At 65.6% G+C, this 25,935-nt stretch carries 24 protein-coding genes and 1 pseudogene; 10 read left to right on the top strand and 15 right to left on the bottom strand.

All coding sequences use genetic code 11. The features are described from left to right. The first annotated feature begins 56 nt into the window (after nucleotides 1–56). From EAE28_RS03280 to EAE28_RS24420, 5 genes and pseudogenes are all read left to right on the top strand, one after another. Nucleotides 57–242, top strand: coding sequence for a hypothetical protein (locus EAE28_RS03280; protein ID WP_127104377.1), 186 nt, complete (start codon nucleotides 57–59; stop codon nucleotides 240–242). A gap of 49 nt (nucleotides 243–291) precedes the next feature. After that, nucleotides 292–624 (top strand): hypothetical protein, encoded by a 333-nt coding sequence (locus EAE28_RS23680; protein ID WP_164736539.1) that lies wholly within the window; start codon nucleotides 292–294, stop codon nucleotides 622–624. After that, nucleotides 621–1,628, top strand: coding sequence for an N-acetylmuramidase domain-containing protein (locus tag EAE28_RS03285; RefSeq protein WP_164736540.1), 1,008 nt, complete (start codon nucleotides 621–623; stop codon nucleotides 1,626–1,628). The genes EAE28_RS23680 and EAE28_RS03285 overlap by 4 nt, the downstream gene beginning before the upstream one ends. Then, nucleotides 1,625–1,867 (top strand): hypothetical protein, encoded by a 243-nt coding sequence (locus EAE28_RS03290; protein ID WP_127104379.1) that lies wholly within the window; start codon nucleotides 1,625–1,627, stop codon nucleotides 1,865–1,867. The genes EAE28_RS03285 and EAE28_RS03290 overlap by 4 nt, the downstream gene beginning before the upstream one ends. A 612-nt stretch (nucleotides 1,868–2,479) precedes the next feature. Continuing rightward, nucleotides 2,480–2,554, top strand: a pseudogene (locus EAE28_RS24420) (DUF6471 domain-containing protein); the annotation flags it as partial. Here the strand turns inward: EAE28_RS24420 and EAE28_RS03295 are convergent. The 11 genes from EAE28_RS03295 to EAE28_RS23685 all read right to left on the bottom strand — a co-directional run bounded on the left by EAE28_RS03295 (nucleotide 2,555) and on the right by EAE28_RS23685 (nucleotide 12,746). Further along, nucleotides 2,555–3,040, bottom strand: a complete 486-nt coding sequence (locus EAE28_RS03295; protein ID WP_127104380.1) for a hypothetical protein — start codon at nucleotides 3,038–3,040, stop codon at nucleotides 2,555–2,557. Nucleotides 3,041–3,912: 872 nt separating this feature from the next. Further along, nucleotides 3,913–4,605, bottom strand: a complete 693-nt coding sequence (locus EAE28_RS03300; RefSeq protein ID WP_127104381.1) for an RraA family protein — start codon at nucleotides 4,603–4,605, stop codon at nucleotides 3,913–3,915. Then, nucleotides 4,602–5,297, bottom strand: coding sequence for an alpha/beta fold hydrolase (locus EAE28_RS03305; protein WP_281279565.1), 696 nt, complete (start codon nucleotides 5,295–5,297; stop codon nucleotides 4,602–4,604). The genes EAE28_RS03300 and EAE28_RS03305 overlap by 4 nt, the downstream gene beginning before the upstream one ends. After that, nucleotides 5,294–6,262, bottom strand: a complete 969-nt coding sequence (locus tag EAE28_RS03310) for a cupin domain-containing protein (protein WP_127104382.1) — start codon at nucleotides 6,260–6,262, stop codon at nucleotides 5,294–5,296. The genes EAE28_RS03305 and EAE28_RS03310 overlap by 4 nt, the downstream gene beginning before the upstream one ends. A 19-nt stretch (nucleotides 6,263–6,281) precedes the next feature. Further along, nucleotides 6,282–7,307 carry a LacI family DNA-binding transcriptional regulator gene (locus EAE28_RS03315; RefSeq protein WP_127104383.1) on the bottom strand — a complete coding sequence of 342 codons (1,026 nt, stop codon included), beginning with the start codon at nucleotides 7,305–7,307 and terminating at the stop codon, nucleotides 6,282–6,284. After that, nucleotides 7,304–8,068 carry an SDR family NAD(P)-dependent oxidoreductase gene (locus EAE28_RS03320; RefSeq protein WP_127104384.1) on the bottom strand — a complete coding sequence of 255 codons (765 nt, stop codon included), beginning with the start codon at nucleotides 8,066–8,068 and terminating at the stop codon, nucleotides 7,304–7,306. The genes EAE28_RS03315 and EAE28_RS03320 overlap by 4 nt, the downstream gene beginning before the upstream one ends. Next, a complete protein-coding gene (hisD, locus tag EAE28_RS03325) occupies nucleotides 8,065–9,375 on the bottom strand; it encodes a histidinol dehydrogenase (protein WP_127104385.1) in 1,311 nt (436 codons plus the stop codon). Before hisD ends, EAE28_RS03320 begins: the two co-directional genes overlap by 4 nt. A 12-nt stretch (nucleotides 9,376–9,387) precedes the next feature. Next, nucleotides 9,388–10,680 (bottom strand): TRAP transporter large permease, encoded by a 1,293-nt coding sequence (locus EAE28_RS03330; RefSeq protein ID WP_127104386.1) that lies wholly within the window; start codon nucleotides 10,678–10,680, stop codon nucleotides 9,388–9,390. Continuing rightward, nucleotides 10,677–11,216, bottom strand: a complete 540-nt coding sequence (locus tag EAE28_RS03335) for a TRAP transporter small permease (RefSeq protein WP_127104387.1) — start codon at nucleotides 11,214–11,216, stop codon at nucleotides 10,677–10,679. The genes EAE28_RS03330 and EAE28_RS03335 overlap by 4 nt, the downstream gene beginning before the upstream one ends. Before the next feature lie 69 nt (nucleotides 11,217–11,285). Further along, a complete protein-coding gene (locus EAE28_RS03340; protein WP_127104388.1) occupies nucleotides 11,286–12,269 on the bottom strand; it encodes a TRAP transporter substrate-binding protein in 984 nt (327 codons plus the stop codon). Between the two features lie 300 nt (nucleotides 12,270–12,569). Then, on the bottom strand, nucleotides 12,570–12,746 hold the full coding sequence (locus tag EAE28_RS23685) for a hypothetical protein (protein ID WP_164736541.1): 177 nt from the start codon (nucleotides 12,744–12,746) through the stop codon (nucleotides 12,570–12,572). Between the two features lie 202 nt (nucleotides 12,747–12,948). Here EAE28_RS23685 and tig point away from each other — a divergent pair, with 202 nt between their 5' ends. Beyond that, nucleotides 12,949–14,280: a trigger factor gene (gene tig / locus EAE28_RS03345; RefSeq protein WP_127104389.1), complete on the top strand. Its 1,332-nt coding sequence runs from the start codon at nucleotides 12,949–12,951 to the stop codon at nucleotides 14,278–14,280. A 376-nt stretch (nucleotides 14,281–14,656) separates the two neighbouring features. Here the strand turns inward: tig and EAE28_RS03350 are convergent, their stop codons facing one another. Together EAE28_RS03350 and EAE28_RS03355 are read right to left on the bottom strand one after the other, a co-directional pair. Then, nucleotides 14,657–18,376 carry an efflux RND transporter permease subunit gene (locus EAE28_RS03350; RefSeq protein ID WP_127104390.1) on the bottom strand — a complete coding sequence of 1,240 codons (3,720 nt, stop codon included), beginning with the start codon at nucleotides 18,374–18,376 and terminating at the stop codon, nucleotides 14,657–14,659. A 4-nt stretch (nucleotides 18,377–18,380) separates the two neighbouring features. Continuing rightward, nucleotides 18,381–19,523, bottom strand: coding sequence for an efflux RND transporter periplasmic adaptor subunit (locus tag EAE28_RS03355; RefSeq protein ID WP_127104391.1), 1,143 nt, complete (start codon nucleotides 19,521–19,523; stop codon nucleotides 18,381–18,383). Nucleotides 19,524–19,918: 395 nt separating this feature from the next. On the opposite strand from EAE28_RS03355, the gene EAE28_RS03360 reads away from it, so the two are divergent. The 4 genes from EAE28_RS03360 to EAE28_RS03375 all read left to right on the top strand — a co-directional run bounded on the left by EAE28_RS03360 (nucleotide 19,919) and on the right by EAE28_RS03375 (nucleotide 23,900). Further along, the gene (locus EAE28_RS03360; protein ID WP_127104392.1) at nucleotides 19,919–20,578 is read left to right on the top strand and encodes a hypothetical protein; all 660 of its coding nucleotides are present in this window, start codon (nucleotides 19,919–19,921) and stop codon (nucleotides 20,576–20,578) included. A gap of 18 nt (nucleotides 20,579–20,596) precedes the next feature. Then, nucleotides 20,597–21,904 (top strand): outer membrane protein assembly factor BamB family protein, encoded by a 1,308-nt coding sequence (locus EAE28_RS03365; protein WP_127104393.1) that lies wholly within the window; start codon nucleotides 20,597–20,599, stop codon nucleotides 21,902–21,904. A 60-nt stretch (nucleotides 21,905–21,964) separates the two neighbouring features. After that, a complete protein-coding gene (gene der / locus EAE28_RS03370) occupies nucleotides 21,965–23,443 on the top strand; it encodes a ribosome biogenesis GTPase Der (RefSeq protein ID WP_127104394.1) in 1,479 nt (492 codons plus the stop codon). 196 nt (nucleotides 23,444–23,639) lie between these two features. Then, nucleotides 23,640–23,900: a DUF6455 family protein gene (locus tag EAE28_RS03375; protein WP_127104395.1), complete on the top strand. Its 261-nt coding sequence runs from the start codon at nucleotides 23,640–23,642 to the stop codon at nucleotides 23,898–23,900. Between the two features lie 93 nt (nucleotides 23,901–23,993). Here the strand turns inward: EAE28_RS03375 and mraY are convergent, their stop codons facing one another. Both mraY and EAE28_RS24140 read right to left on the bottom strand, forming a co-directional pair. Beyond that, nucleotides 23,994–25,079: a phospho-N-acetylmuramoyl-pentapeptide-transferase gene (gene mraY, locus EAE28_RS03380; protein ID WP_127104396.1), complete on the bottom strand. Its 1,086-nt coding sequence runs from the start codon at nucleotides 25,077–25,079 to the stop codon at nucleotides 23,994–23,996. Nucleotides 25,080–25,081: 2 nt separating this feature from the next. Continuing rightward, nucleotides 25,082–25,935 (bottom strand): glutamate ligase domain-containing protein (locus tag EAE28_RS24140; RefSeq protein ID WP_246022247.1); only part of this gene is annotated, 854 nt, incomplete at its 5' end.

Genomic DNA, 25,935 nt, shown 5'->3' on the forward strand with positions numbered 1-25,935 from the left:
CATGAACGCACAGCTACAATTGGCCGTGGCGTCTTAAAATAAGGAAGGAACGAGAAGTGAACCAGAGCCAAATCTACCAACGCGTCCAGCAGGAAATCGCCACGCAACTTGGGCAAGCGATGATCGGCATGATCGACGCGCAGGTGCGTAATCAGGCGCTGTCACAGCGGGTGTCCGAGCTTGAACAGGGGGCAAGCAAAGGACCAGCAGAGGCACAATCGACAGACGCTCAGGTCGAATAGTAATCTCGCGCGCCCTTTCGAAATGCCAATCTCAAAATGAGAGGCCCGCATGGCGGATCAAGGACACCCACCCGGCTCCGGCTGGATGCACTACGACCGGACGGTGAATCTCGGTCACATTCTCACCGCCGCCACGGTCGCCTGCACCGTTCTCGCCGGGGTGATCTATCTGCGCGCCGACGTGACCCAGTTGCAGATCGAGCTATCCCGCCAGCGCGCGGAGATCGCCTCAGAGGTGACCGCCATTCGGGCGGATGCAGCCGGACGCGAGGCTCGGTTGCGCGCCACGGAACTGACGCAGGCCGGTCAGTCGTCAGATCTGCGCGCCATGTCGGCCAGCCTGACGCGGATCGAGCGGCTATTGGAGGCGAGAACGCCATGAACACACAATGGATCGGCGCGGCAAATCCGCGCGAATTGAGTGATGTCGATTTCGCTGCTGCGGCAAGCCGTCTGGGCTGTGACCCGGCGGCGATCAGGGCCGTCTGGGGGGTCGAGGCGGCAGGGCGGCACTTCCTCGCTGATGGGTCAGTCGTGCGTCGGTTCGAGCCGCATCACTTCCCCCGTGAGCACTGGGAGCGCATCGGCTTTTTCCCGCGCGCCGGTGAGGCTGCATGGCGGGCAAGCGTTCGCTTGTCCACTGAGACCATGTTTCAGAGCGCGGCGGCGATTGACCAAACTGCTGCAATGGCCGCATCCAGCTGGGGGGCACCTCAGATCATGGGTTTCAACTGCCGGTCGGCTGGGTTCGATACTGCCGAGGCGATGGTTTCGCACATGGCGGTGAGCGCAGCGCACCAGCTGGGCGCATTCGTGCAACTGGTTGAGGGCTGGGGGCTGGACAGCGCGCTGCGGGCGCAGGACTGGACCACCTTCGCCGCGCGTTACAACGGCAGCGGTCAGGTTCCCGTCTATGCCGCGCGCATCGAGGCGGCGTATCGTCAGCACTCTGGCGTCCCGTCGCCCGTTGTCTTGCGCATTGGCGACCGTGGCGCGGCTGTGACGGCTCTGCAACGCGCTCTCGGCACGCAGGACGATGGCGTGTTCGGCCCCGGTACTGATCAGGCTGTGCGGGCGTTCCAAGCCACCGCTGGCCTGCCGGTGGATGGCGTGGTCGGTCGGCGCACATGGGACGCCCTGGGGGTCGCCGCGCCGGATGCCGCAGAGCCTCCCGTCCAAGAGACGCCCGTTGACAGGCGCACTGATATCACGGCCACGGTTACGGGCGCAGGGGCGGCCATGACGGCCATCGGTGCGGGTGCTGCGCAACTGCGCACCGCGCTGCCGGAGAGCGCCTTCTCGGTGCTTGTCTGGGGCGCTGTGGGGCTTGCGGCGATCTGGCTTCTGGCAAGGGCGCTGCGGCGCTGGCGGGGGGCCGTCCGATGATCGCCTTTATCATGGGGCTGGGCCGCCGCGTGCAGACGTGGCTGGCGCTGGCCGCCGCCGCGCTGGTGGCGGTTCTCGCAGCCTATGCCGCCGGACGACGTGATGGCAGTTCAAACCAAAGGGAAGAAGATGCACAAGACACACGCGATGCGGTCGAGCGGGGCCGCGATGCGGTTCGGCGCGATGATGTTTCTGATCCTGCCGAGCGCCTGCGTCGGAACGATGGGCGCTGGATGTGAAAGCTATGGCGAGGCCCGGCTGTCAATGCCGCCGCCCGAGACGGTGCCAGAGGGCGCGTGGGGCGACTGGATAGCGACCACTGACACACGCATGACAGGGACGTGCACCTGACACCTTTCCGCGCCCGCATGTTCGCGCTACGTTCCGCGCATGTCCGGCGCGATTCTTATCCACGTCATTTGCCCTGGCTGCGGTCATTCCGCGACCCTCGGGGCTGGTCAGCTCGGCTGCGAGCCAGCGCGCTTCATGGCCTTCCACCGGCTGCGGTGCAGTGCCTGCGGGCGGCAGGCCGCGCGCGAGGACATCATCAAGTCATGGCATGCTGGCGAGACGACGCCGCCCTATCGGGGCAGCTATCGGCGCGAGTAAATGGCCATGCGAGTGCGCCGATACCGCGATTTTAGCCGGAAAGCCTCTCCGTTGCGCATCATCAACCCATCCCGCCGGATAGCCTGTAGCGATGCAAGCTCGCCCCAAGCTTCAACGCTCTGATCTCCGTCAAGGATCTTGCCAGCGAGAGCCTTGATGCGGCGGTCTATCTGCGAAGGGTTCAGCATCATCTCTTCCTTTCGTTCTCGCTCACATGCTGAGTTTGGCTTGCAGACGCTCTTTCCCGAGGGAAGTTCACGGCGGCGTTCATGTTGCAGTGCCTAAACGCGATAGGGGCGCAAGATCTTCGGCTTTAGTTAAGGCAAAGTCGCTGGGCTGATGATCAGGGCCGCAGGCCCCCCGTTTCCAGTAAGCCGAATGGAGTAGGGGTCGGATGGCGGCGGAAAGTGCATGCCGATGCGGAAAATGGAACCTAGGCTGATCCCTCGTTCGGCAAGCCGCGCGATAAGCCGGTTGCCGATTTCCTGGCACTTGTCATCACCCACGATTTCGACATTCACTGTCTTGCCACTCAAAGCATTTACAAGTTTCTCGAATCCGTCATCGGACAGCTCTGCCCGACCTGGCGCAACAATTGTATTGAAGTTGTTGTTGTAAACAGGCGACACGGCGCCGCCGGTCATTGTCCCGATGTTTACAGATTGGTTTAGTCCCTTATTTCCCTCATCAGCCAAGTTCTTCCCTCCAATAAACTTGTGGCGAAGTGCGGGCCAGTAAGTCCAAGCTAGCATGGCTAACCCAAAGGCCATAAGAGCCCACGGCATCCACGGATCGCCGCTCATGTTCTCGATCCAGAAATCGTGAAGGTCCGGCCATACAGTGATCGCCCCAGTGAAGTGCGTAAGGGCACCCCAGAGAATTCCACCGATAGAGAAGACCCACGCAAGAAACCTTTGCAGCATGCGGCCGATAGTGCGCGGCGCGGGATGATTCTGGAAGTCATTTCACGCACCCATTTTCTGATGGCTTGGTGCGTTTGATACATAACGCTGGGCATATGCGTGGACACAGGGGTCAGCGCGGCACGGCTTAGATTTCGGCTTTGCATCATCGTCTTCCTTTCCCGGCTGTCGCCGGCGCAGTTTTACAATTCAGTTTGTAAGCCATTGAAATAACATGATCTAACAAGGCGCTATTTTACAGCACATCGCGTTGCAATCATGGGATTTTTCCGTTCCTTCCGGGATCGCCACAAAGCCTTGAAGCCAGAGCAAGCAACGAGCGCATACGCTTGCGCAAGGATTCAGTAGCTCTCGATGGGAGAGCGCTGGACCGGCCGCTCGCGGGCGTTTCGTGGCCAAGGCCAACAGGCGGACGGCTTGGGCGTTTCTGGGGCACCGGCCTGACGTGCTTCCCTGCCGCGTGGATCCGCCCCTGACCGCCAACGGGATCGGGCATCGCCTGACCAAGCCCAATCCGCCACGGACGGCTGGCCAAGTAGAACGGAGGATCCGCACGGTCAGGGACGCCAACGCCAGGCGCTTGCAGTGGAACATCCATGACGAGTTGCAACCTGATGGCAGCTTACGATTTTACGCGCTAACTCAAGGCCCTGAGCGGCCTCAGGCCCGGCGAGAACAGCGGCAAGACCTCGACTTCAGCGCCAGACAGCGTCACGATCCAGCGAATCCACCAGATCCCGGCATCTGCGCCCTCAGGTGCGTGCGTTCTCGAAGTCGGTCCAGGCTTTTTCGAAAGCTGCGAAGTCAAACCCTTCCGCCCGCGCCGGATCGAGGATCAGCTTCTCCGAGGCCAGCAATTGCCCGATGCCCGCCTCGAGCCCCGCCATCACCGAAGGCGGAATGACAAGCGCACCATGGCGGTCGGCATGCACCAGATCCCCCTGCGCCACCCGCAGGCCAAAGACCGTGACCGGGGTGCCAAGGCTGCGGACATGGACGAAACCGTGGCTGGGACCGATGCTGCCGGCGATCACCGGGAAGCCCTCGGGCAGGTCGCCAAGATCGCGCATCACGCCGTTGGTCAGCGCGCCCGCCATGGCGAAGCCCTTATGGATGGTGGTGTTCACCTCGCCCCAATAGGCGCCGATACAGTCGGGGTAGTCCAGATCCTCGATCACCGCGACCGACGGCTTGGGCGCGTCATGCATCGCCTTGTAATAGGCCATGCGGCGGGCGCGGATCACCTCGGGCGCTTCGCTCGGGGGCGCGAGGGCGGCGATCTGCGCGGTGACGGCATAGCCCACGACGCTGCGTCCGGGTTCCGAGCACAGCATGGTGCCGCGGGTAAAACCGTCGAAGCCGCGCTTTCCTTGCACCACCTCGATGGCGTTGCAGACGGTCGGCGTGTCGACCCGGCGCAGCAGGTCCAGAAGTGTCGGTGTCATGTCTCGAGCCATTCCTTCAGCGCCGCGAGCGTGGCGGCAGGTTGTTCCAGCGGCGGCAGATGTCCGGCGCCTTTCACGACGACCAGCCGCGATTGCGGCATCAGCGCGTGCATCAGATCGTGCCGGTCGCGGGGGCACAGCCGGTCTTCCGCGCCGGTCAGCACCAGCGCGGGGCCTTTGAAGGCGCGCAGGGTCTCGGTCCGGTCGGCGCGGTCGCGCAGGGCCAGCGACTGCCGGCGAAAGACCTCGGGACCAAGGCTGCGGGCCATGTCGAGGCACAGCGCCAGCGTGGCGGTGTCCGAAGGGTCGGCAAGGTAATGCGGCATCATCTCGGATTGCATCACCGCGTCGAGCCCCCCGGCCAGCACCCGCGCCACCTGCGGTTCGCGGCGGGCGCGGATTTCGGGCAACTCCGCCAAGGGGTTGGTGTCCAGAAGCGCCAACCGGTCGATCCGCCCGGGCGCCTGCGCCAGCATCTCCATGGCGACGATGCCGCCCATCGACAGCCCCGCCAGCGCGAAGCGCGCAGGCAGATCGCGCAGCAGGGAAGCGGCGATGCCGGGCAGCGTCTCGTCGCCTGTGGGCAGCGCGTGGCGGACGGCGCGCGGACCGAGGGACGCAGGCAGCGCCCCCCACATCCGCGCGTCGCACATCATGCCGGGCACAAGGACCAGCGGCAGCGGATCGTTCACGACAGGCGTCCGGTCAGGCCCGCGGGATCGTCGGTGTTGCGGACCCGGTAGAGCGCGGCCTCACCCGTCATCGCGGGGCTCAGTGCATGCGAAAGGCCCGGCGGGATCGCCGCCGTATCGCCCGGGTTCAGCACCGTGCTGCCACCGTCCCAATCGAGCCGCCAATGACCACGCACCGGCATCAGCACCTCGTGGCGCTGGGTGGCATAGGCGGTGTCGGGGATCGAGCCGCGGGTCAGAAAGTCGATTTCAAACCCCGGGCGATCGCGCAGCATCCCCTCGGCGCCCAGTACCTTGCACGGCTGCCGGTCCGAGAGCGCGACCATGTCCCAATAGCGGGCGACGTAATCGGGCAGGACCTGCGCCGTGGTGAGTTCGGGGAAATCCTTGAGCTGCGCGTCGGTGAGCAGCGGCATGGGCGCAACCCCCTCGGGCAGGCTCTGGCCTTTCTTCGCGTCATAGAGCTTGCCGTTCGCGCCCAGCACAAGGCCGTGGTCGCGCGCATCCTCGATCACCTGCGGCGCCCATATCACGCCGCCGCCCGCGTCGTCGCCGCCCAGCACGGCCATGATCATCCCGTAATCGGTGCCGATATTCTCGAAGCCGCGGAAGATCCCCGTCGGGATATTGATGATGTCGCCCTCTTCCAGCACCACCTCGCCCGCTGTGCCCCAACGGCCCCAGAAGAAGCGCCAGCGCCCCTTGAGAACGAAGAAAACCTCGGCGGTGCGATGGCTGTGCAGGCTGTTGCGGCATTTCGGCGGCTGACCGGCAGCACCGATGTTGAAGCCCGGGGTCTCGGTGATGTGGACATGCTGGTCGGCGCTTTCGGACACGCCGCCGCCGATGATGGTGAAATTCTCTTTCTGGTCGCTGCCCGGGGTATGGGCGTCGATGAAGGCGGTCTTGCAGGGTTTGAGATCCCCGTAGCGGACGATGCGGGCGTCCATCTGGGCAGGCGTCATGTCGTGTCTTCCTTTGCGGTCACGGGGCGGGATCGGCCGGCGGCTGGCGGGTCGAGCCCCGCACGACCAGCGGGCCGTCGATGAAGGTTTTCTGGGGTTCGAGCACCCCCTCGATCAGGCCAAGGATGGCCTCGACGGTGGCCGAAACCATGCGGTTCACGGGCTGGCGGATGGTGGTGAGGTCATAGGCGGGCCAGGCGGCCATCGGGACGTCGTCATAGCCGATGACGGACACATCGCCGGGCAGGCTGAGCCCAAGGCCGAACCGTAGCTCATCCATCGCGGCGAAGGCCATGTGGTCGTTGCCGACGAACAGCGCATCGGGCCGGTCAGGACGCTCGAAGAGTTCGCGCGTGACACGGATCGTGACGTCGCGGGCATACATGCCGTCGACCATCGCCACCGGTTCCAGCCCCGCTGCGGCCATCGCCTGACGGAACCCTTCGGCCCGGTCACGGCCGGTCGAAGAGCCCTGCCAGCCCATGATATGCGCGATGCGGCGATGCCCGGCGGCGATCAGATGCTCGGTCGCGCGGCGCCCGCCCGAGACATTGTCCGAGGTGATATCGGTCAGCTGCGGGTTTTCCTGACCACGGTTGAAATTCACCACCGGAATCCCCTGCCCCGCCAGCCGGCCGGTCAGCTCGTTCGACATCGAAACCGAAGCCGTGATGATCCCGTCGACGCGGTAGTCGATAAGCTCGCGCACCACCTCCGAGACATTCTCGGTGGCATTCTCGGCCATGAAGATCAGCACGTGGTAGCCCCGCGCCTGCAAGGCCCGCGACAGCTTCTCGATGGCCAGCGGGTAGAACATGTTTTCCAGATAGGCGACCACCAGACCGATGATGCGGCTGCGCCCGGTGATCATTGCGCGGGCCAGCGCGTCGGGCCGGTATCCCAGCGTCTCGGCCGCTGTGCGGACCTTCTTGACCGTCGCCGGCGAAACCGAGGCGCCCGGGGTGAAGACCCGGCTGACCGCCGATTGGCTGACCCCGGCAAGCCGTGCAACATCCTGTGCAGTGATCCGACCCTTGATGCTCATCCTGCCGTCCATCCCCCGTCGACCTTCAGCGCCGTCCCGGTCACCATCGACCCGGCGTCAGAGGCAAGGTACACCACCGCGCCCATCACGTCCTCGACACGACCCACACGGCCCAGCTTGATCTTTTCCTCGATCCAGGCGCGGCGCGCGGGGTCGTCGAAAGTGGCTTGTGTAAAGGGCGTCAGGATGAAGGTCGGGCAGATCGTGTTGACGCGGATGCCATGCGCGCCCCATTCCATCGCCATGGCCTTGGTCATGCCCTCGACCGCGTGCTTGGTTGCGCAATAGACCGCGCGATCCACGCCGCCGACATGGCCCATCTGGCTGGAAATCTGGATCAGGCTGCCGGGCTTGCCCGCCGCGACCAGCCCCTGCGCCACGGCCTGAGCGGTAAAATACGCGGCCTTAAGGTTGATCGCCGTGACTGAGTCGAAATCGTCCTCGGTGGTCTCCAGCGCCGCGCTGTGCCGCGCCATCCCCGCCGCGTTGACGAGGATGTCGAAGGGGCCTTCGGCGGCGACAAAGGCGCGCAAGGCCGTCGTATCGGCAATGTCCAGCGACCGGGCGCGGACGCTGCCGCCCGCGGCGCGAAGGTCGGCGGCTGCCGCCTCCAGCCGCTCGGCGCCGCGCGCCACCATGGTGACCTCGGCTCCGGCATCGGCCAGCGCGCTGGCGCAGGCCAAGCCGATGCCGGAGGAAGCCCCGGTGACGAGGGCGCGCCTGCCCTCGAGCCGGAACGACGGGGTGCGCGGCAGGCTCATTCGGCAGCCATCCCGTAGCCGACATTGCGCCCGCCGTAGCGACGCACCCGGATGTTGCACTGCTCGGCATGGCCAACGAAGCCTTCCAGCATGCACAGCCGCGAACCGTACTCGCCTACCGTCGCGGCAGCCTCGTCCGTGGTGACGCGCTGGTAGGAATGGGTCTTCAGGAACTTGCCGACCCAGAGCCCGCCGGTATAGCGGCCAGCTTTCTTGGTGGGCAGCGTGTGGTTGGTGCCGATGACCTTGTCGCCATTGGCCACGTTGGTGCGCGGCCCCAGGAACAGCGCGCCGTAGCTGTGCATCTGCTCAAGATACCAGTCGTCGCGGTCGGTCATCACCTGCACATGCTCGTAAGCCATGTCATTGGCCACGCGCAGCATCTCGTCATGGCTGTCACACAGGATGACTTCACCATAATCGCGCCAGCTGACCGAGGCGGTCTCGGCGGTCGGCAGGATGGCCAGCAGCCGGTCGATTTCGGCCAGCGTGGCCTCAGCCAGCGCGCGGGAATTGGTGATCAGGCAGGCGGGCGAGTTGTAGCCGTGCTCGGCCTGGCCCAGAAGATCGGTCGCCACCAGTTCGGCATCCACGGTATCGTCGGCGATCACCATGGTCTCGGTCGGCCCGGCAAACAGGTCGATGCCGACGCGGCCATAGAGCTGGCGCTTGGCCTCGGCCACGAAGGCGTTGCCGGGGCCGACCAGCATGTGGACGGGATCGATGGTCTGGGTGCCGATGGCCATGGCGCCGACGGCCTGAATGCCCCCCAGCACATAGATTTCATGCGCGCCGCCCAGATGCATGGCGGCGACGATGGCAGGATGGGGCTCGCCCTTGACCGGGGGCGCACTGGCGACGATCCGCGGCACGCCGGCCACGGTCGCGGTCAGCACCGACATATGCGCCGAGGCCACCATCGGGAACTTGCCGCCGGGCACGTAGCAGCCGACGCTCTGCACGGGGATGTTGCGATGGCCAAGAACCACGCCGGGCATCGTCTCGACCTCAATATCCGTCATGCTGGCGCGCTGCGCCTCGGCGAAGCGGCGGATCTGGGTCTGGGCGAAACGGATGTCCTCCATGTCGCGGGCGCCAACCTTGGCCATCGCCGCCTCGATCTCGGATTGCGTCAGACGAAAGGACGGGCGGCTGACCCCGTCGAACTTCTGGCTCAGGCTGGCGATCGCTGCGTCGCCCCCCGTTTCGATCTCGCGCAGGGTCTCCTCGACGGTGGAGCGGACCTTGGCATCGTCCTCGGCGCGCTCGGCTTCTGGCTTGGCGGTCTTGAGATAGGTGATGGTCATGGGAACTCCTGATTATGACCCGTAGCCCAGAAACAGGCGCGGAAGGATGAGCGAGAGATCGGGCCAGAAACTGATCACCAGCAGGGCAGCGGTCATCACCAGCACCCATTTGAAGATCCGCCTGACCAAATCGTCGAAGGGGATGCCGCCGACCTGCGACGCCATGAAGAGGTTCGCCCCAAGCGGCGGCGTGACGAAACCGATGGCCAGCGCGACGATCATGATGACGCCGAAATGGATCGGATCGATGCCAAGCTGCGTCACCATCGGCAAAAGGACCGGGGTCAGGATGACGATGGCGGCGAGCGTTTCAAGGAAGGTGCCGATGATGAGCAGCAGCACCAGAATGGCCAGCAGCACGACGATCCAGTTGTCAGTGATGCCAAGGACGAACTGCGACAGTTCCAGCGGAATGCGTTCCAGCGCGATGATCCGGCCGAAGGCGACCGAAGCGCCGATGATCACCAGGACCGCGCTGACCAACAGCGCCGATTGCAGCATGATCGGGCCCAGTTCGCGCCACGATAGTTCCTTGTAGACCAGCGTCGAGACCAGCAGGGCGTAGACCACCGCAACGGCCGAGCTTTCCGTCGGCGTGACGATGCCGCCATAGATCCCGCCCAGCACGACGATCGGCATGAGCAGCGCGAGCTTCGCCTGATTCACCGCTGCCCATCGCTGGCGCCAGCTGACGGCTATGGTCTTTGCCTCCCAGCCGCCTTTCCGGGTCTGGTAGATGTTGTAGAGGATCAGCGCGATGGCGATGACGATGCCGGGGATGATGCCGGCAAGGAACAGCGCCGAAACCGAGACCTGCGCCGTCACGGCATAGATGATCATCACCACCGAGGGCGGGATCATCACCCCCAGCGCCCCGGCCGAGGCGACCATGGCCCCGGCATAGGCCCGGTCATAGCCGCGCCGTGCCAGCGCAGGGATCATCGCAAGCCCGATGGCCGCAACCGTGGCCGAGCCGGTGCCCGAGATCGCCGCGAAGAACAGGCAGGCCATGATCGTCACCGTGCCCAAGCCCCCCGGCGCATTGCCGAAGAAGGCCTCGGCCACCGCGATCAGCCGGCGCGAGATGCCGCCGCGGCTCATGACGCTGCCGGCAAGCGTGAACAGCACAACGGCGATCAGCGTGAACGAGTTGATGCCGCTGACCAGCCCCAGCGCATAGAAATCGAAGCCGAGGAAGGGGATATAGGCGATGGCGAGCAAGCTTGCCGCGCCGAGTGCGATACCGATGGGCACGCCCACCAGCAGAAGGACGGCGAAGCTGCCGAACAGAATGGCGGTGGTCATGAGCGGGCCTCGCCGGGTTTCAGGCCTTCGTCCTCAAGCGCGGTATCCGCCCGAAGCGGCTCCTCGCCGTGGCGCAGGATGCGCCAGAGGGAATGCGACAGGCGCAGCGCCGACAAGGCGCCAGAAAAGATGATCGCCGCATAGAGCCAGCCGGTCGCCCATTGCGTGGCGGACAGCGACTGTCCGCGCTCGATGGCATTGGCGGTAATCTGGATGCCCAGCACGCAGACGGCGATGGAATAGGCCAGAAAGACAGCTTCCGCGAAAGCCAGCGTCCAGCGGCGCAGGGCGCGCGGCATGGCATCGACCAGAATGGTCACGCGCAAATGGCGTTTCTCGCGGATGGCATAGCTGATGCCGAAATAGATCATGTACACGAAAGCGAACCGCGCGACCTCTCCGGCCCAGGGCACCGAAGTCTGGAAGGCAAAGCGCGCGACCACATCCGCGAACAGCAGGATGATGACCACCCCAAGGCTGGTCACGATGATCGTCGGCTCAAAGAACCTTTCCGCCAGTCTCAGCCTGCGACGCATATGCGCTCCTCCTGAGCGAACTGTCTTTTGGGGGGGGACGGTCGGCCTGATCGGCCGACCGAAAGGTGCTTACTCCGCCAGATAGGCGCTGAAGCGGTCGAAGAAGGCGTCACCGACGCGCTCGCGGATCATGCGCTCGATGGCGGCATTCATCGTCGCGGCCATCTGCTGGCGATCCTCGGCGGGCAGCTCGCTGACCTGAAGCCCCGCCTCGGTCAGCTGGGCGAGCGTCGCGGCATTGGCCTCGGCCACCAGCTGGCGCTGCAGCGTCACGGTCTCTGCCGCAACCTCCATCATCAGGGCGCGGTCTTCCTCGGACAGGCTGTTGACGAACTCAAGGTTCGCAAACCACACCTCGGGCCAATAGATATGGCCGGTCAGCGAGACATTGCTCTGCACCTCGTAAAAGCGCTCGACGACCATCGAGGAAAGCGCGCTTTCCTGTCCGTCGATCAGGCCCTGCTGCAGTGAAGAATAGATCTCGCCCCAGGCCAGCGGCAGCGGCACCGCGCCGATGGCGCGCCAGGCCGCGATCTGCACCGGATTGTCAGCCGAGCGCAGGCGGAAGCCCTGGAAGGCATCAAGGCTGTCGAGCGCGCGGTTGCCCGAGAAGCTGCGGAAGCCAAGCTCCAGAAAGCCCATACCGGCAAGTCCGCGCTCTTCCATCGCCGCGTTCAGCAGGTCACCGGCCGGGCCGTCCAGCGTCGAGCGCGCGTGGTCCTCGTCGGCGAAGAGCAGGAACTGGTCCAGCACGCCCAGTTCGGGGATCGATGGTGACAGGTTGACCGAAGCGCCGGTAGCCATCTGGATATTGCCCGATTGCACAAGGTCCAGCGTCTCGTTGACACTGCCCAGCTGACCGCCGGCATAGATCTCGACCTCGAAACCGCCCTCCGAGCGCTCTTGCAGCGTCTGGCGGAAATGCTCCATCGCCTGATGCAGCGGCGAGCTTTCGGGCTGGGCATGGGCGATGCGGATGACGGTCTGCCCCATCGCGGTGGTTGCGAGAAGGCTGGCGGCAAGCGTCATCGCCGCAAGAAATTGCGTCTTCATGGTTTCCTCCCTGATCTGAGTCGCTCGGGCCATTCCTCGTGGTCCGATACTCTTGCATTCGTATGCAATGCATTCGTATGCAAGTCAAGCCATGACCTGAGACGTCCCCTTTCATGGCGAGCAGTCGTCTATCTGCAGCCGCATGCAGCCTTGGTTGCCAATCTCGATTTCAAGGAGAATTCCAGCGGTGCGGGGTTGCCGAGAGAGGGAAGCGGCCTGTTCCGCTTGTCGTCCCCCTTCCCTTCCGCAATCTTCGCTCGGCCTTCGCCGGCAAGCCGTCTTCAGCGGCGCAATCCCGCTTCAGTAAAACCGCCCGCGGCCCTGTACATGCGCCCAGTCCGGCCACAACCCTGCGGCCTCGATCCCCAGGATCACCGCAATCACGACAAGCGTGATGGCGAAAGTCAGCACCACCCGGCCCCGCGGCTGGCGGGCTGTGCGCCGAAAAAGGCGGAACAAGAGGACGATAAGCGGCACTGGCGCCTCCCTTGGTATCGGGTGTTTCGCCGCCAAGTATGCGTGCCTTCGCCACCGGTAGCCAGAGCCGGGCCCAACGCCCGCGCATCGCCTTTGTCCACACGCCGATTCAGGGTTGATCCGCCCCGGCCCGCAAACTAGTAAGGCGCAGATTTCTTCAGGCCGCCGTCCGGGCGGCCTGTCAGCATATGCGAGGAACACAATGCAAGTCACCGAGACCCTGAATGACGGCCTGAAGCGTGGCTACACGATCACCGTTACCGCCGCAGAATTGACGGCGAAGGTGGACGAAAAGCTGCGCGAGGCCCAGCCCGAGGTCGAGATCAAGGGCTTCCGCAAGGGCAAGGTGCCGATGGCCATGCTGAAAAAGCAATTCGGCCAACGCCTGATCGGCGAAGCGATGCAGGAAGCCGTCGACGGCGCGATGCAGTCGCATTTCGAAGAAACCGGCGCGCGTCCGGCGATGCAGCCGAAAGTCGAGATGAAAGACGGCGAGACCTGGAAAGAGGGCGACGATGTCGTCGTCGATCTGTCCTACGAGGCCCTGCCCGACATCGCAGAACCCGACTTCTCGGGCGTCACGCTGGAGCGTCTGGTCGTCAAGGCTGACGACGCTGCTGTGGATGAGGCGCTGGGCAACCTCGCCAAGCAAGCGCAGAACTTCGAAGACAAGGACGGCGCGGCCGAGAACGGCGATCAGGTGGTGTTCGACTTCACCGGCCGCATCGACGGCGAAGCCTTTGACGGCGGCACCGCGCAGGACTACCCGCTGGTTCTGGGCTCGGGCCAGTTCATCCCCGGCTTTGAAGAGCAACTGGTTGGCGTGAAATCCGGCGAGACCAAGGACGTCACCGTCAGCTTCCCGGCGGAATACCAGGCTGCCCATCTGGCCGGCAAGGAAGCCGTCTTCGAATGCGTGATCAAAGGCGTCAAGGCCCCGGCAGAAGCCGAGCTGAATGACGAGCTGGCCAGCCGCTTTGGCGCCGAGTCGCTGGACGCGCTGAAGGGTCAGATCCGTGACGGTCTGGAAGGCGAATACGCCCAGGCCTCGCGCGCCATCGTGAAACGCGCGCTCTTGGACCAGCTGGACACGGCTGTCACCTTCGAGCTGCCGCAATCGCTGGTCGACGCCGAAGCCTCGCAGATTGCCCACCAGCTGTGGCATGACGAAAACCCCGAGGTCGACCACCACAACCACGACACGGTCGAGCCGACCGACGAGCACAAATCGCTCGCCGTGCGCCGGGTGAAACTGGGTCTGCTGCTGGCCGAAGTGGGCCGCAAGGCCGAGGTTCAGGTGAGCGACGCCGAGATGACCCAGGCGATCATGGGCCAGGCCCGTCAGTACCCGGGTCAGGAGCGCGAGTTCTTTGAATTCGTGCAAAAGAACCAGCAGATGCAACAGCAGCTGCGCGCGCCGATCTTTGAAGACAAGGTCGTCGACCTGATCCTCGGCAAAGCCGCCGTGACCGAAAAAGAGGTCACCAAGGACGAGCTGAAAGCCGCTCTGGACGCGCTGGAAAACGAAGCCTGATCACCGTCTGACGGCATCGCGACCCTGCAATCGCCCCCGCGCCCCAACCGGCGCGGGGGTTTTCGGTTACCCGACGGAGCGCGGCCCGAAGGCCGCGCGCGCCTGTAAGCGCGGCGTTACCGCCGCGCGGTGTCAGGGGGCTGTCAGCCCCCTCTTCGGCTAAAGCCGAATTCACCCCCTGAGGATACTTGATGAGCAAAGACGCGCGCCAGAGCGCCCCTGCCCATCATCTTGTCTTAAATACTCAGCAACGGCTCGGTTCATCCCGCCGCTGAGCCAGAGGCGGCGCGCGCCACGCGTCAGCGTGGCGCGCCCGGCCCAACGAGGCGAGCGGATCTCTGATCCGTAAGCCGAGGCGGGAGCCCCCTGATGCCGTTCACTCCGCCGCGTGGCGGGGGCCGCGTTTGAGCGGGGGCGCAGGCGGTGCCTCGGGCGTCGCGACGGACGGGAGCGCCGGACCCGCGGCGGCAGGTGCCGGGTCCCAGATGATCTCGGCATGACGCACCTTGCCGCTGCGCCGCTTGAGCGCGCGGTCGGCGCGGGCGCGGCCCGGCGCGAAAGCCCGCAGCGAGGGCAGCAGGGCCTTGGCGAAGCTCTCGATCCAGATACGCGCGGCCAGCAACGCCGGGGTCAGCACCAGCGTCAGCACCGTCGAGATGCCAAGCCCGAACACCACCGCCGTGGCCAGCGGCTTCCACCACATCGACGTCGGACTGTTCAGCGTATAGCCGCCGTTCACAAAGTCGATGGACAGCCCGTACATCATCGGGGCCAGCCCTGCCATGGTGGTGATCGTGGTCAGCAGCACCGGGCGCAGGCGTTGTTCCGCCGTGCGGATGATCGCCTCGATCCGGGGCATGTAGCGCAGGAAGTCCTGATAGGTGTCGATCAGCACAATGTTGTTGTTCACCACGATCCCGGCCAGCGCCACCACCCCCGTTCCGGTCATGATCATCGAGAAGGGTTGCTTCATCACCAGCATGCCGATCAACACGCCTGCCGTGGACAGCACCACCGCCAGCAGCACCAGCACCGCATTGTAAAAGCTGTTGAACTGCGCCAGCAGGATGATGAACATCAGCCCCATCGCCGCGCCAAAGGCGACCCCGAGGAACGCGCCGGTCTCTTCCTGATCCTGCTGTTCGCCGGTCCATTGCCAGCCGATGCCGTCGGGCAGCGGGGCCTCCTGCTCAAGCCAGGTGGTCAGCGCCGCGATGCGCTCGGTCGGGGTGACGGGCACGATATGCTGGCCCGCCTCGACGACCGCCTGACGCGCGCTCTGGGCCGCCTGCGCCGCCTCCGAGCCTTCGGGGTGCACGCGGGCGTCAAGCGTGGCGAGCGGCGCCAGACGGGCGATGGAGCCATCGGCATTCACCACGCTGACCATCTCGGGCGCGGCGTCGGCCTTGACGTCGAAATAGCGTTGCTCGCCATAGCGGTCGATGGTGCCGCGCTGCGCAACAGCCTCGCGGGTGACGAAATTCGACAGCGGCACCAGCCCCTGCGGCGTCTGCACGCGCAACGTGTCGAGCGTGGCGAGCAACCGGTCCTCTTCGGGCAGGCGCACGCGGATTTCGATTTCCTCATCCGAGGTATCGACGCGCATCGTGTCCAGCATCAGCCCGCGGGTGACAAGCTGCACCATGCCGCCCACCGTGGCGACATCGGCACCAAAGCGGCCCGCCGTGGCGGTATCGACGCGGATTTCCCAGTCGATGCCGGGCAGCGGGCGGCTGTCCTCGATCCCGGTGATGCCGCCGATCTCGCGCATCCGCGCTTCGACCGTTTCCACCGCCTGCCCCAGCACATCGAAATCCTGCCCCGTCAGGCGCAGGTGGATCGGCTTGGCCGAGGCCGGCCCGCCCGACATGATCATGTATTCGGTGATGATGCCGGGGATCTGGCGGAACTGCGCCTCCATCCGGTCCAGCACCACCTGCCCCAAAAGCTCGGGATGGCCATCGCGTTCATCCCAGTTGAGCAGCTCGAACTGGATCTGCCCGACCATATCGCGCGGAGCCTGACCGCCGCCGGTGTTCTGCTCCAGCCCGCCCGAGCCGCCGAAGGCAAAGCTCGAGGCAATGCCGGGTTCGGCCAGCACGATCTGCTCGACCTGTTGCAGCAGCGCGTCCTTTTCGGCCAGCGACAGGTTGCCCCGTGCGCGGACATAGACAATGCCCTGCTCAGGCTCTGTCGAGACAAAGAAATCGACGCCGTAGTTATTCTCGCCGTAATAAGAGAACACCTGCCAGACGCCGAACACGATGCCCGCCGTGACCACGAAGGGCATCACCGGGTTGCCGACAACCGCCTTGGTCAGCCAGCCGAACGGCGTGCGGCGATAGCCCGATTGCACCGCGCGGGCGCGCGGGCGCGGCTTGACCGCGTTCAGGCTGATCGACATCCCCGCCGCCCCCAGCATCGTCGCCAGCGCACCGGGCAGCACGGCCAGCACGCCCATCTGCGCGACGGCATCGGCGTCGGGGATCAGCAGGCCGGGGTTGAGCATCGTGGCCAGCCCGCCCACCATCACCACCAGCGCCACGGCCAGAAACGGCAGGCGCAGCAGCCAAGGCAGGCGGCGCAACTGCTGGGCGATGCCGTCAAAGCTGCGGGCAATCCGGCCCGTCACGCCGCCCAGAATGGGCAGGAAGATCAGCGCCACGATCAGCGAGGACGACAGCACGAAGATCAGCGTGATCGGCAACATGCCCATGAACTCACCGGCCACACCGGGCCAGAACAGCATCGGCAGAAAGGCGCAGAGCGTCGTCGCGGTGGACGAGATCACCGGCCAGAACATCCGCTTGGCCGCCGTGGTATAGGCTTGCATCGGCCCCTTGCCGCTGGCGATCTCGCTGTCGGCGTATTCGGCGACCACGATGGCCCCGTCCACCAGCATCCCCACGGCCAGAATCAGGCCGAACATGACGATGTTGGAAATCGTCACCCCCATCACGCCCAACAGAATGAACGACAGCAGAAACGACGACGGGATCGAGAAGCCGACCAGCAGCGCCGTGCGCGTGCCCAGACTGGCCAGCACCACGATCATCACCAGCGCGATAGCGGTCAGCACCGAGCCTTCCAGCTGGCTGATCATCGAGGCAACCTGATAGCTGCGGTCCAGCGCCGGGGTGACGGTGATCGAATCGCGCAACTCTTGCGGCCAGCTGGCGACCTCGGCATCGACAGCGGCGCGCACCTCTTCGACCGTGCCGATCAGGTTGAAGCCCTTGCGCTTGACCACCTGCAGCGCCAGTGTCGGGTGCCCCTCGAACCGGGCGGTGCCCTGTCGGTCCTGAAAGGTCATGTTGATCGTCGCCAGATCGCCCAACGTGACCACCCGGTCGCCGTCATGCTTGATCGGCAGATCGTAAATGTCTTGCGGGTCTTCAAAATTGCCGGGCAACGACAGCGAGAAGCGGCCCGAGTCCGTCTCGATATCCCCCGCCGCAACCAGTTGGTTGTTCATCGTCACGGCGTTGATCAGCTCGACCGCGCTGACGTTATAGGCCTCAAGCCGCAGGGGATCGATGATCACCTCGACCATCTCGTCGCGGGTGCCCGACACATCGGCGGACAGCACCGCATCGACGCCCTCGATCGCGCGCTCAAGATTGCGGGCGGCGCGCAACAGCGTGCGTTCGGGCACGTCACCCGATACGGCGATGATCACGATGGGAAACTGGCTGAAGTTGAACTCGTTGATCGAGTAACTGTCTGCACCGTCGGGGAAATTCGTCGCAGCCCGGCTCATGCGGTCGCGCACGTCGGCAATGGTGGCGGTCTTGTCCCAGTCGAACTCGAATTCCAGCACGACACTGGCGTAGCCTTGCCGCGCGGTGGCGGTCATGTCGGTCAGACCCGTCAGCCCCGACAGCTCCTGCTCCATCGGGCGGACCAGCAGCGTCTCGGAATCCGCCGCCGAGATGCCCTGAAACGGCACCGAGATGAACAGCGCGGGCACCTCGATATCCGGCTCGCCCTCTTTGGGCAGTCCGACATAGGCCATGACCCCGGCGCCCAGCGTCAGGAACACGAAGGCCAGTACCATCCGCGCGCGGGCTGCCGCCCAGTCGATCATGCCATGCATGCGCTCAGTCCTCGCCGCGGCGCGATACCCGCACCTCGATGCCGTCGGTTACGTATTCCTGCCCGACCACGACCACATCGGCCTGTTCCGGCAACCCGCTGACCCAGAAACCCTGCGGCGCATCGCGCAGCACGGTGACGGGTTGAAAGAAGGTATGGTTGGTCTCATCGACCAGACGCAGGCCCAGCGTGCCGTCATCGCTGATCGTCAGCGCCGAGCCGGGCACCAGATGCCCGCGCGTTGCGGTGGCGGCGACCAGAATGTCGGCGCTCATGCCATCGCGGATCTCAAGATCGGGGTTGGGCACCGTCACCTCGACCCGGAAAGTCCGCGTCGCAGGGTCCGAGGCGCGGGCAAGGAATGTCACCCGCCCCTGAACTTCGCGCCCGTTCGACAACCGCGCCCCGGCCAGCGCACCATCGGCCAGACGGTCGATCTGCGCCTCGGCGGCGTAGCCGACGATCAGCATCGGATCGAGCTGGATCACCGTCGCGCACAGGCCGCCTGATTGCATCAGGCTGCCGATCTCGGCCGAGTCCACCTCAAGCAACCCGTCAAACGGCGCGGCGATGGTCAGGCGGTCCAGCTCGGTTCTGGCGGCCTCGACCCCGGCATTCGCCGCTTCGACACCGGCCAGCGCCGCCTGAACGGCAGCGTCCGCCGTGGCGGTGGTGTTTTGCGCGCGGAACCCTTCTTCGGCCAGACGCGTGGCGGTGGTCTGGTTGATCTGCGCTTCAGACAGCCGCGCACGGGCTTCACTCAGCCGTGCCTGTGCTTCGCTCATCTGCGCGGCGCGGGTGCCGGGATCGAGCTGGCACAGAACCTCGCCGGCGCTGACCAGCGCGCCGCGCGGGCGCGGCTGCGACGTGACCAGACCGCCGGTCTGCGCCCGCACCTCGACACTGCGCGAGGCCGCCGTGCGGCCGCGCAGCACGATGGCGCTTTCCAGATCGCGCTCGGTGATCCGCTCGACAACGACTGTGAACAGCGTATCCTCGACCGGTGCCGCAGCGGCAGCGCCCATCGGTGCCGTCTCGGCCGGGCCGGGTTCCACACCAACAAAGGCCATCAGCGCGTCGCGCTGCATGACCAGCAGGTACAGGAACGCCAACACCAGCGCGGCAGTAATCAGCGGAACGACACGCATCAATGTAACCTCTTGGGGCCGGGAACCGCGGCGCGGCGCAGCAATTCCTCGGGCCTTTTCAATCCGATCATCGCGCAGCTTGCGCCCTTCGCCCGTCAGGCGAGTCTGTCGCAAGCAGCCTGACACGTTGTCTATACGCAACAGGTTGCCTGTGGATTACCCCCAAACCCCTTATTTTGCAAACGTTGCGGGCCTCCTGCCGCAGCGTCATGCGGCACTTGCACCCAAGATTCTGCACCTGCACAGGCGGCAGGCCCTCAAACAATGAGTTGATAGGAAAAACGGCGAACCACCGCGCCTGCGCAGGCAGCGCCCTTGGCAAGGGCTGGCGTCTCGGGCTATGAGAGGCGACGTGTGCCAAAAGGCGCAGCCGTTCAGAAAACCGGAGGCCAGACGTGAGCAACCCCGACAGCTTCATCGACGAGGTGAACGAGGAACTCAAGCGCGACCGCCTGTATGGGGCGATGCGCAAATACGGCTGGATCGCGATTGCGTTGGTCCTGATTATCGTCGGCGCTGCGGCTTTCAACGAATGGCGCAAGGCGCAGGACGAAGCCGCCGCGCGCAGCTTTGGCGATGCGGTGATTTCCGCGCTCGACACCACCGACCCGGCTGCCCAGCGGACCGAACTGACCGCTATCGATGCAACCGGCGACCGCGCGGGCATCCTGAACCTGCTGCTGGGCGCTGCCGATATCGAGGCCGGCGATCGCGCCGGTGCGATGGAAACGCTGGCCCGCGTCGAAAACGATTCCACCATGCCGCTGGCCTATCGCCAGATCGCCGCGTTCAAGCGGGTGATCATCGGCGGCGCCGACATTCCGGTCGACGAACGCCGTGCGACGCTGCAAGGGCTGGCACAGCCCGGGCAGACCTTCCGCCCGCTGGCGCTGGAACAGCTGGCCCTGCTGACGATGGAGACCGGCGACCAAGAGGGCGCGCTGGCCCAGGCGCAGGCCCTGCTGCAAGAACCCGATGTGACCGATGCGCTGCGGCGCCGGGTCGCGCAACTGATCGTCGTCCTGGGCGGTGACCAGCCCAGCGACCTCGGCTGACCTACTGGGGGATAACCCGTGAGCCTGATCCGTACCGCGACCCTGATTGGCCTGGTGGCTTTGAGCGCCGGCTGTAACCGTGAACGCCCGCTGGAAGGCGAGCGCGTCGCCCTGCGCGCCCCGTGGGGCGGCTCGGACGGCGTGCAAGCCAACCGCGCGCTGCCGATCTCGCTGCCGGCGCAAAGCGCCAATGCCAGCTGGACCCAACGTCAGGGCACGCCCGGCGCGCGCCCGCAGCACCCGGCACTGTCGGCCAACCCGCAGCTGATCTGGTCCGCGAGCATCGGCACCGGCGACACCCGCCGTGGACGCCTGACCACCGATCCGGTGGTCGCCGATGGCCGCGTCTATACGCTCGACGCCGCGGCCCGGGTGCAAGCCACCTCGACCGCCGGGGCGGTACTGTGGAGCACAGACCTGACCGCACCGCGTGACCGGGGCACCTCGGCCTCGGGCGGATCGCTGGCCGTGTCGGGCGGGCGGGTCTATGTCACCTCGGCCTATGCCTTCCTTGCCGCGCTGGACGCCGCAACCGGGGCGGAGATCTGGCGGGTGGACTTTGACGCCCCGCTGACCGGCTCGCCGGCGGTGAATGGCAACAACGTCTATGTCACCGCCATCGACAGCAGCATGTGGAGCCTCAACGCCGCCACCGGCCGCATCGACTGGACCTTGCCTGGCACCCCTGCCCTGACCACCGTCGCGCGCGGCTCGGCCCCGGCCATCGCGGGCGATACGGTGATCTTCCCGACGCAAGCCGGTGAACTGACCGCCGTGCGCCGCTCGAACGGCGCGCGGATGTGGACCACGGTCGCCGCAGGCCGCCGCACCGGGGCCGCGCTGGCCTCGATCCCGGCGCTGACCGGCGATCCGGTGATTGACGGCAACCGCCTGTACGCCGCCAACCAGTCGGGCCGTGTGTTCGCCATCGACGTGCGCTCGGGCGAAACGCTGTGGACCAGCCCCGAGGGGGCCAATGACCCGGTGTGGCCGGTGGGCGGCTCGGTGTTTCTGGTCAGCGACCAGAACCGCGTGATGCGCCTGGACGCCAGCGACGGCTCACTGATCTGGGCGCAGGATCTGCCGCTCTATACCTCGGACCGCGTGCGCCGCCGTTTGGCGATCTACCCGCAAAACGGCCCGGTTCTGGCCGGTGGCAAGCTGTGGGTCGCCTCGGGTGACGGGGTGCTGCGCGGCTTCGATCCGGTCTCGGGCAACACCGTCGCCGAGATCCCGATCCCCGGTGGCGCGGCCTCGTCGCCCATCGTTGCGGGGGGTGTCATGTACATCCTGTCGCGCGAGGGCAACCTGCTCGCCTACCGCTGACGCTTTACAAAGCTCCCGCCGACGCCTATGTCGGCGGCTTCTGAGCATCCAGGGGCCGCAATGAGCTTCACTGTCGCCCTCGTGGGCCGCCCGAATGTGGGCAAATCTACCTTGTTTAACCGTCTGGTCGGTCGCCGCCTTGCGCTGGTCGACGACCAGCCGGGCGTGACCCGTGACCTGCGCGAAGGCGATGCGCGGCTCAACAACCTGCGCTTTACCGTCATCGACACGGCCGGGCTGGAAAACGTCACCGACGACAGCCTGCAGGGCCGCATGCGCCGCCTGACCGAGCGCGCGGTCGAGATGGTCGATGTCTGCCTGTTCATGATCGACGCCCGTATCGGCGTGACCCCGGCGGATGAGATCTTCGCCGACATCCTGCGCCGCCGCGCGCGGCATGTGATCCTTGCGGCGAACAAATCGGAAGGCAACGCGGCCGAAGGCGGCTATCTGGAAGCCTTCTCGCTGGGCCTTGGCGAGCCTGTGCGCCTGTCCGCCGAGCATGGCGTGGGCATGGACGAGCTTTACGACCTGCTGGTGCCGCTGGCCGCCACGTTTGAAGAACGCTCGCAGGCCGAAGCGCCGCAGACCGACGTCAGCATTGACGAAGACAGCGAAGCCGACAACACCGAGGGCTTCGGCGAAGAGATCCCCGACTGGGCACCGTCCGAAAAGCGCCCCCTGCAGGTGGCGGTCATTGGCCGACCGAATGCCGGGAAATCGACGCTGATCAACCAGATCATCGGCGAAGAGCGCCTGCTGACCGGGCCTGAGGCCGGGATCACCCGCGATTCCATCGCCCTGCCCTTCTCGTGGAACGGCACGCCGATGCGGCTGTTCGACACCGCCGGCATGCGCCGCCGCGCCCGCGTGACCGACAAGCTGGAAAAGCTGTCAGTGGCCGACGGGCTGCGCGCGGTGAAATTCGCCGAGGTGGTCGTGGTGCTGCTGGATGCCGCCATTCCGTTCGAAACCCAGGATCTGCGCATCGCCGATCTGGCCGAGACCGAAGGCCGCGCCGTGGTCATCGCGGTCAACAAATGGGACATCGAGGAAGACCGGCAAGACAAGCTGAAACTGCTGCTCGAGTCCTTCGAGCGCTATCTGCCGCAGCTCAAGGGTGCGCCGCTGGTCACCGTGTCCGCCAAGACCGGGCGCGGCATGGACCGGCTGCACGAGGCGATCATCCGCGCGCATACGATCTGGAACCGCCGTGTGGGCACCTCGCGCCTGAACAACTGGCTGGCCGCGATGACCGAGGCCCACCCGCCCCCCGCTCCGGGCGGCAAGCGGGTGAAGCTGCGCTACATGACCCAAGCCAAGACCCGCCCGCCGGGATTCGTGGTCAAGGTCTCGCACCCCGAGGCGCTGCCGGAAAGCTACAAGCGTTATCTGGTCAACGGCTTGCGGCTGAGCTTCGACATGCCGGGCACGCCGATCCGGCTGTTCCTGCGCAGCGGTGCCGAGCAGAACCCCTACAAAGACCGCAAATCCTCGCAGCCGTCACGGTTGAAGAAGCACATCAAGCCGGGGCACTAAGAGCGGGCCTCGGGGGGCATCGAGCCCCCTCTCGGCCCGGTGGGGCCAGCCCCACACCCCGCCCAAGGGAGGCGCACGCGCCCCCCTTGGGAATCCCCCCGTGGATATTTTCTGAGCAAAGAAGCGCGGTTGATCTGAATCAAGGTGAAGCGGCGCGGCGCGGGTCACTCTGTTGCAATAGCAAGGAGTTTGACCGATGGGCCTGTTTACCAAAATCGACCGCCACGCCGACCTGATGAACCGCATGGCGACGACCGTTCATGCCGATCTGGACGAGGCGATCATCCGCGCCGATCTGTCGGCGCAAGAGCTGCGCAACGCGATCTTTACCTGCATCGGCTGCGAGGGTGTCTGCGACTGCGAAAGCTGGCTCGAGGCGCATGCCGACGGGGCCGATGAAACGCCCGCCTATTGTCGCAACAGCGCGCTGTTACAGCGCCTGCAAAAGCCGCTCTGACGCAAAAGCGGTTAACACAGCGTTACCGCACCCGCTCAACCCGTTGAAAAACCACAACCGGCCGGGCTGTCCCACGATGGGACAGCCGCCCGTTCAGCGGATCTTGAGCGTCGCCAGACCGATCAGCGCCAGCACCAGCGAGATGATCCAGAAGCGGATGACGATTTGGGGCTCGGCCCAGCCCTTTTTCTCGAAATGGTGGTGAATAGGGGCCATCAGGAACACCCGTCGCCCGGTGCGTTTGAAATACGCCACCTGGATGATCACCGACAGCGCCTCGACCACGAACAAGCCGCCGACAATGGCCAGCACGATCTCGTGCTTGGTCGCCACCGCAATCGCCCCCAGCGCGCCGCCCAAGGCAAGCGAGCCGGTATCGCCCATGAACACCGCCGCCGGCGGCGCGTTGTACCACAAAAAGCCCAGTCCCCCGCCCGTCAGCGCGGCGGTGAAGATCAAGAGTTCGCCGGTGCCGGGCACGTAATGCACATCCAGATAGGACGTGAAATCGACCCGGCCCACGGCATAGGCGATCACGCCCAGCGTGGTGGCGGCGATCATCACCGGCATGATCGCCAGCCCGTCCAGACCATCGGTCAGGTTGACCGCATTGGCCGAACCGACGATGACGATCATCCCGAAGGGCACATAGAAGATGCCCAGATTGAGCAGGAATTCCTTGAACACCGGCAGCGCCAGCTGGCCTGACAGCTCGGTCGGGTGCGCATAGGCGGCGATCACCGTCGCAATCAGTGCAATCACCAGGCCCGCCGCCATGCGGATCTTTCCCGAGACGCCTTTGGTATTGGCCTTGGTCACCTTGGCATAGTCATCGGCAAAACCGATCACACCAAAGCCCAGCGTCACGCCCAGCACCAGCCAGACATAGACATTGTCCAGCCGCGCCCACATCAGCGTCGAGAAGGTCAGTGCCGACAGGATCAAGAGCCCGCCCATCGTCGGCGTGCCCTTCTTGGTCAGCAGGTGCGATTCCGGCCCGTCCTCGCGGATCGGCTGGCCCTTGCCCTGCCGCTTGCGCAGGAAGTTGATCAGCGGCTTGCCAAAGACAAAGCCGAAGATCAGCGCGGTAAAGAACGCCGCCCCTGCCCGCACGGTGATATAGCGAAACAGGTTGAAGCCGATGAAGGCTTCGGAAAATTCTGCGAGCCAATACAGCATGGCTACTCTCCCGTGGTATCGTCAGGCAATGGGTGGCCCAGATGGCGCAGCGCGTCGACGACGCGCGACACATAACTGCCTTTGGACCCCTTCACCAGCACCACGTCTCCGGGATGCACAAGGTGATGCGCCTTGGCACCAAGATCGTCGGCCTGCGCGGCACAATGGCCGCGCTTGCCCTGCGGCAGCGCTTGCCAGAGCGCTTTCATGCGCGGGCCAACGGTGTGGATCAGATCCGTTTTGGCGACAGCCGGGTGCTGCGCGATGGCGGCGTGCAGCGCTGTCTCATCGGGGCCAAGTTCCAGCATATCGCCCAGAATGGCGATGCGGCGGCCACCGGGGCCGGGCTGGGTGGCCGCCAGCACGTCAAGGGCGGCGGCCAGCGAGGTCGGGTTGGCGTTGAACGCGTCGTCGATCAGGATCGCTGTCGCCTCGGTCGCGGGATCCAGCAGCAGCGTTTCGCGCTTGCCCCGGCCAGCGGGGGGCTGCCAGCGGCCAAGCCCCTGCGCGGCCAGCGCCAGATCGAGGCCGAGCGCGCGCGCCACCGCCAGACATCCCAGCGCATTCAGCGCGAAATGCGCGCCCGCGTCAGAGAGGCGGATGTGATAGCTGTCGCCGTCCACGCTCGCGGTGGCGACCAGCGCCGACGGCGTCTGACGCAGTGAGGTCAACGCCACCTGACCGGCCTTGCCGAAGCTCACGCCCTGCGGGCCGGCGGCATCGGCCAGAATCGGCGAGGTCTCAAGATCGGCGTTGTAGATCGCGGTGCCGCCGGGGGTGAGACCAGCGTAGATATCGGCCTTTTCGCGCGCGATGCCCGCCAGATCGGCGAAGGCCTCCAGATGTGCGGGCGCAA

The organism is Pararhodobacter zhoushanensis (assembly GCF_003990445.1).
GTDB classification, from domain to species: Bacteria; Pseudomonadota; Alphaproteobacteria; order Rhodobacterales; family Rhodobacteraceae; genus Pararhodobacter; species Pararhodobacter zhoushanensis.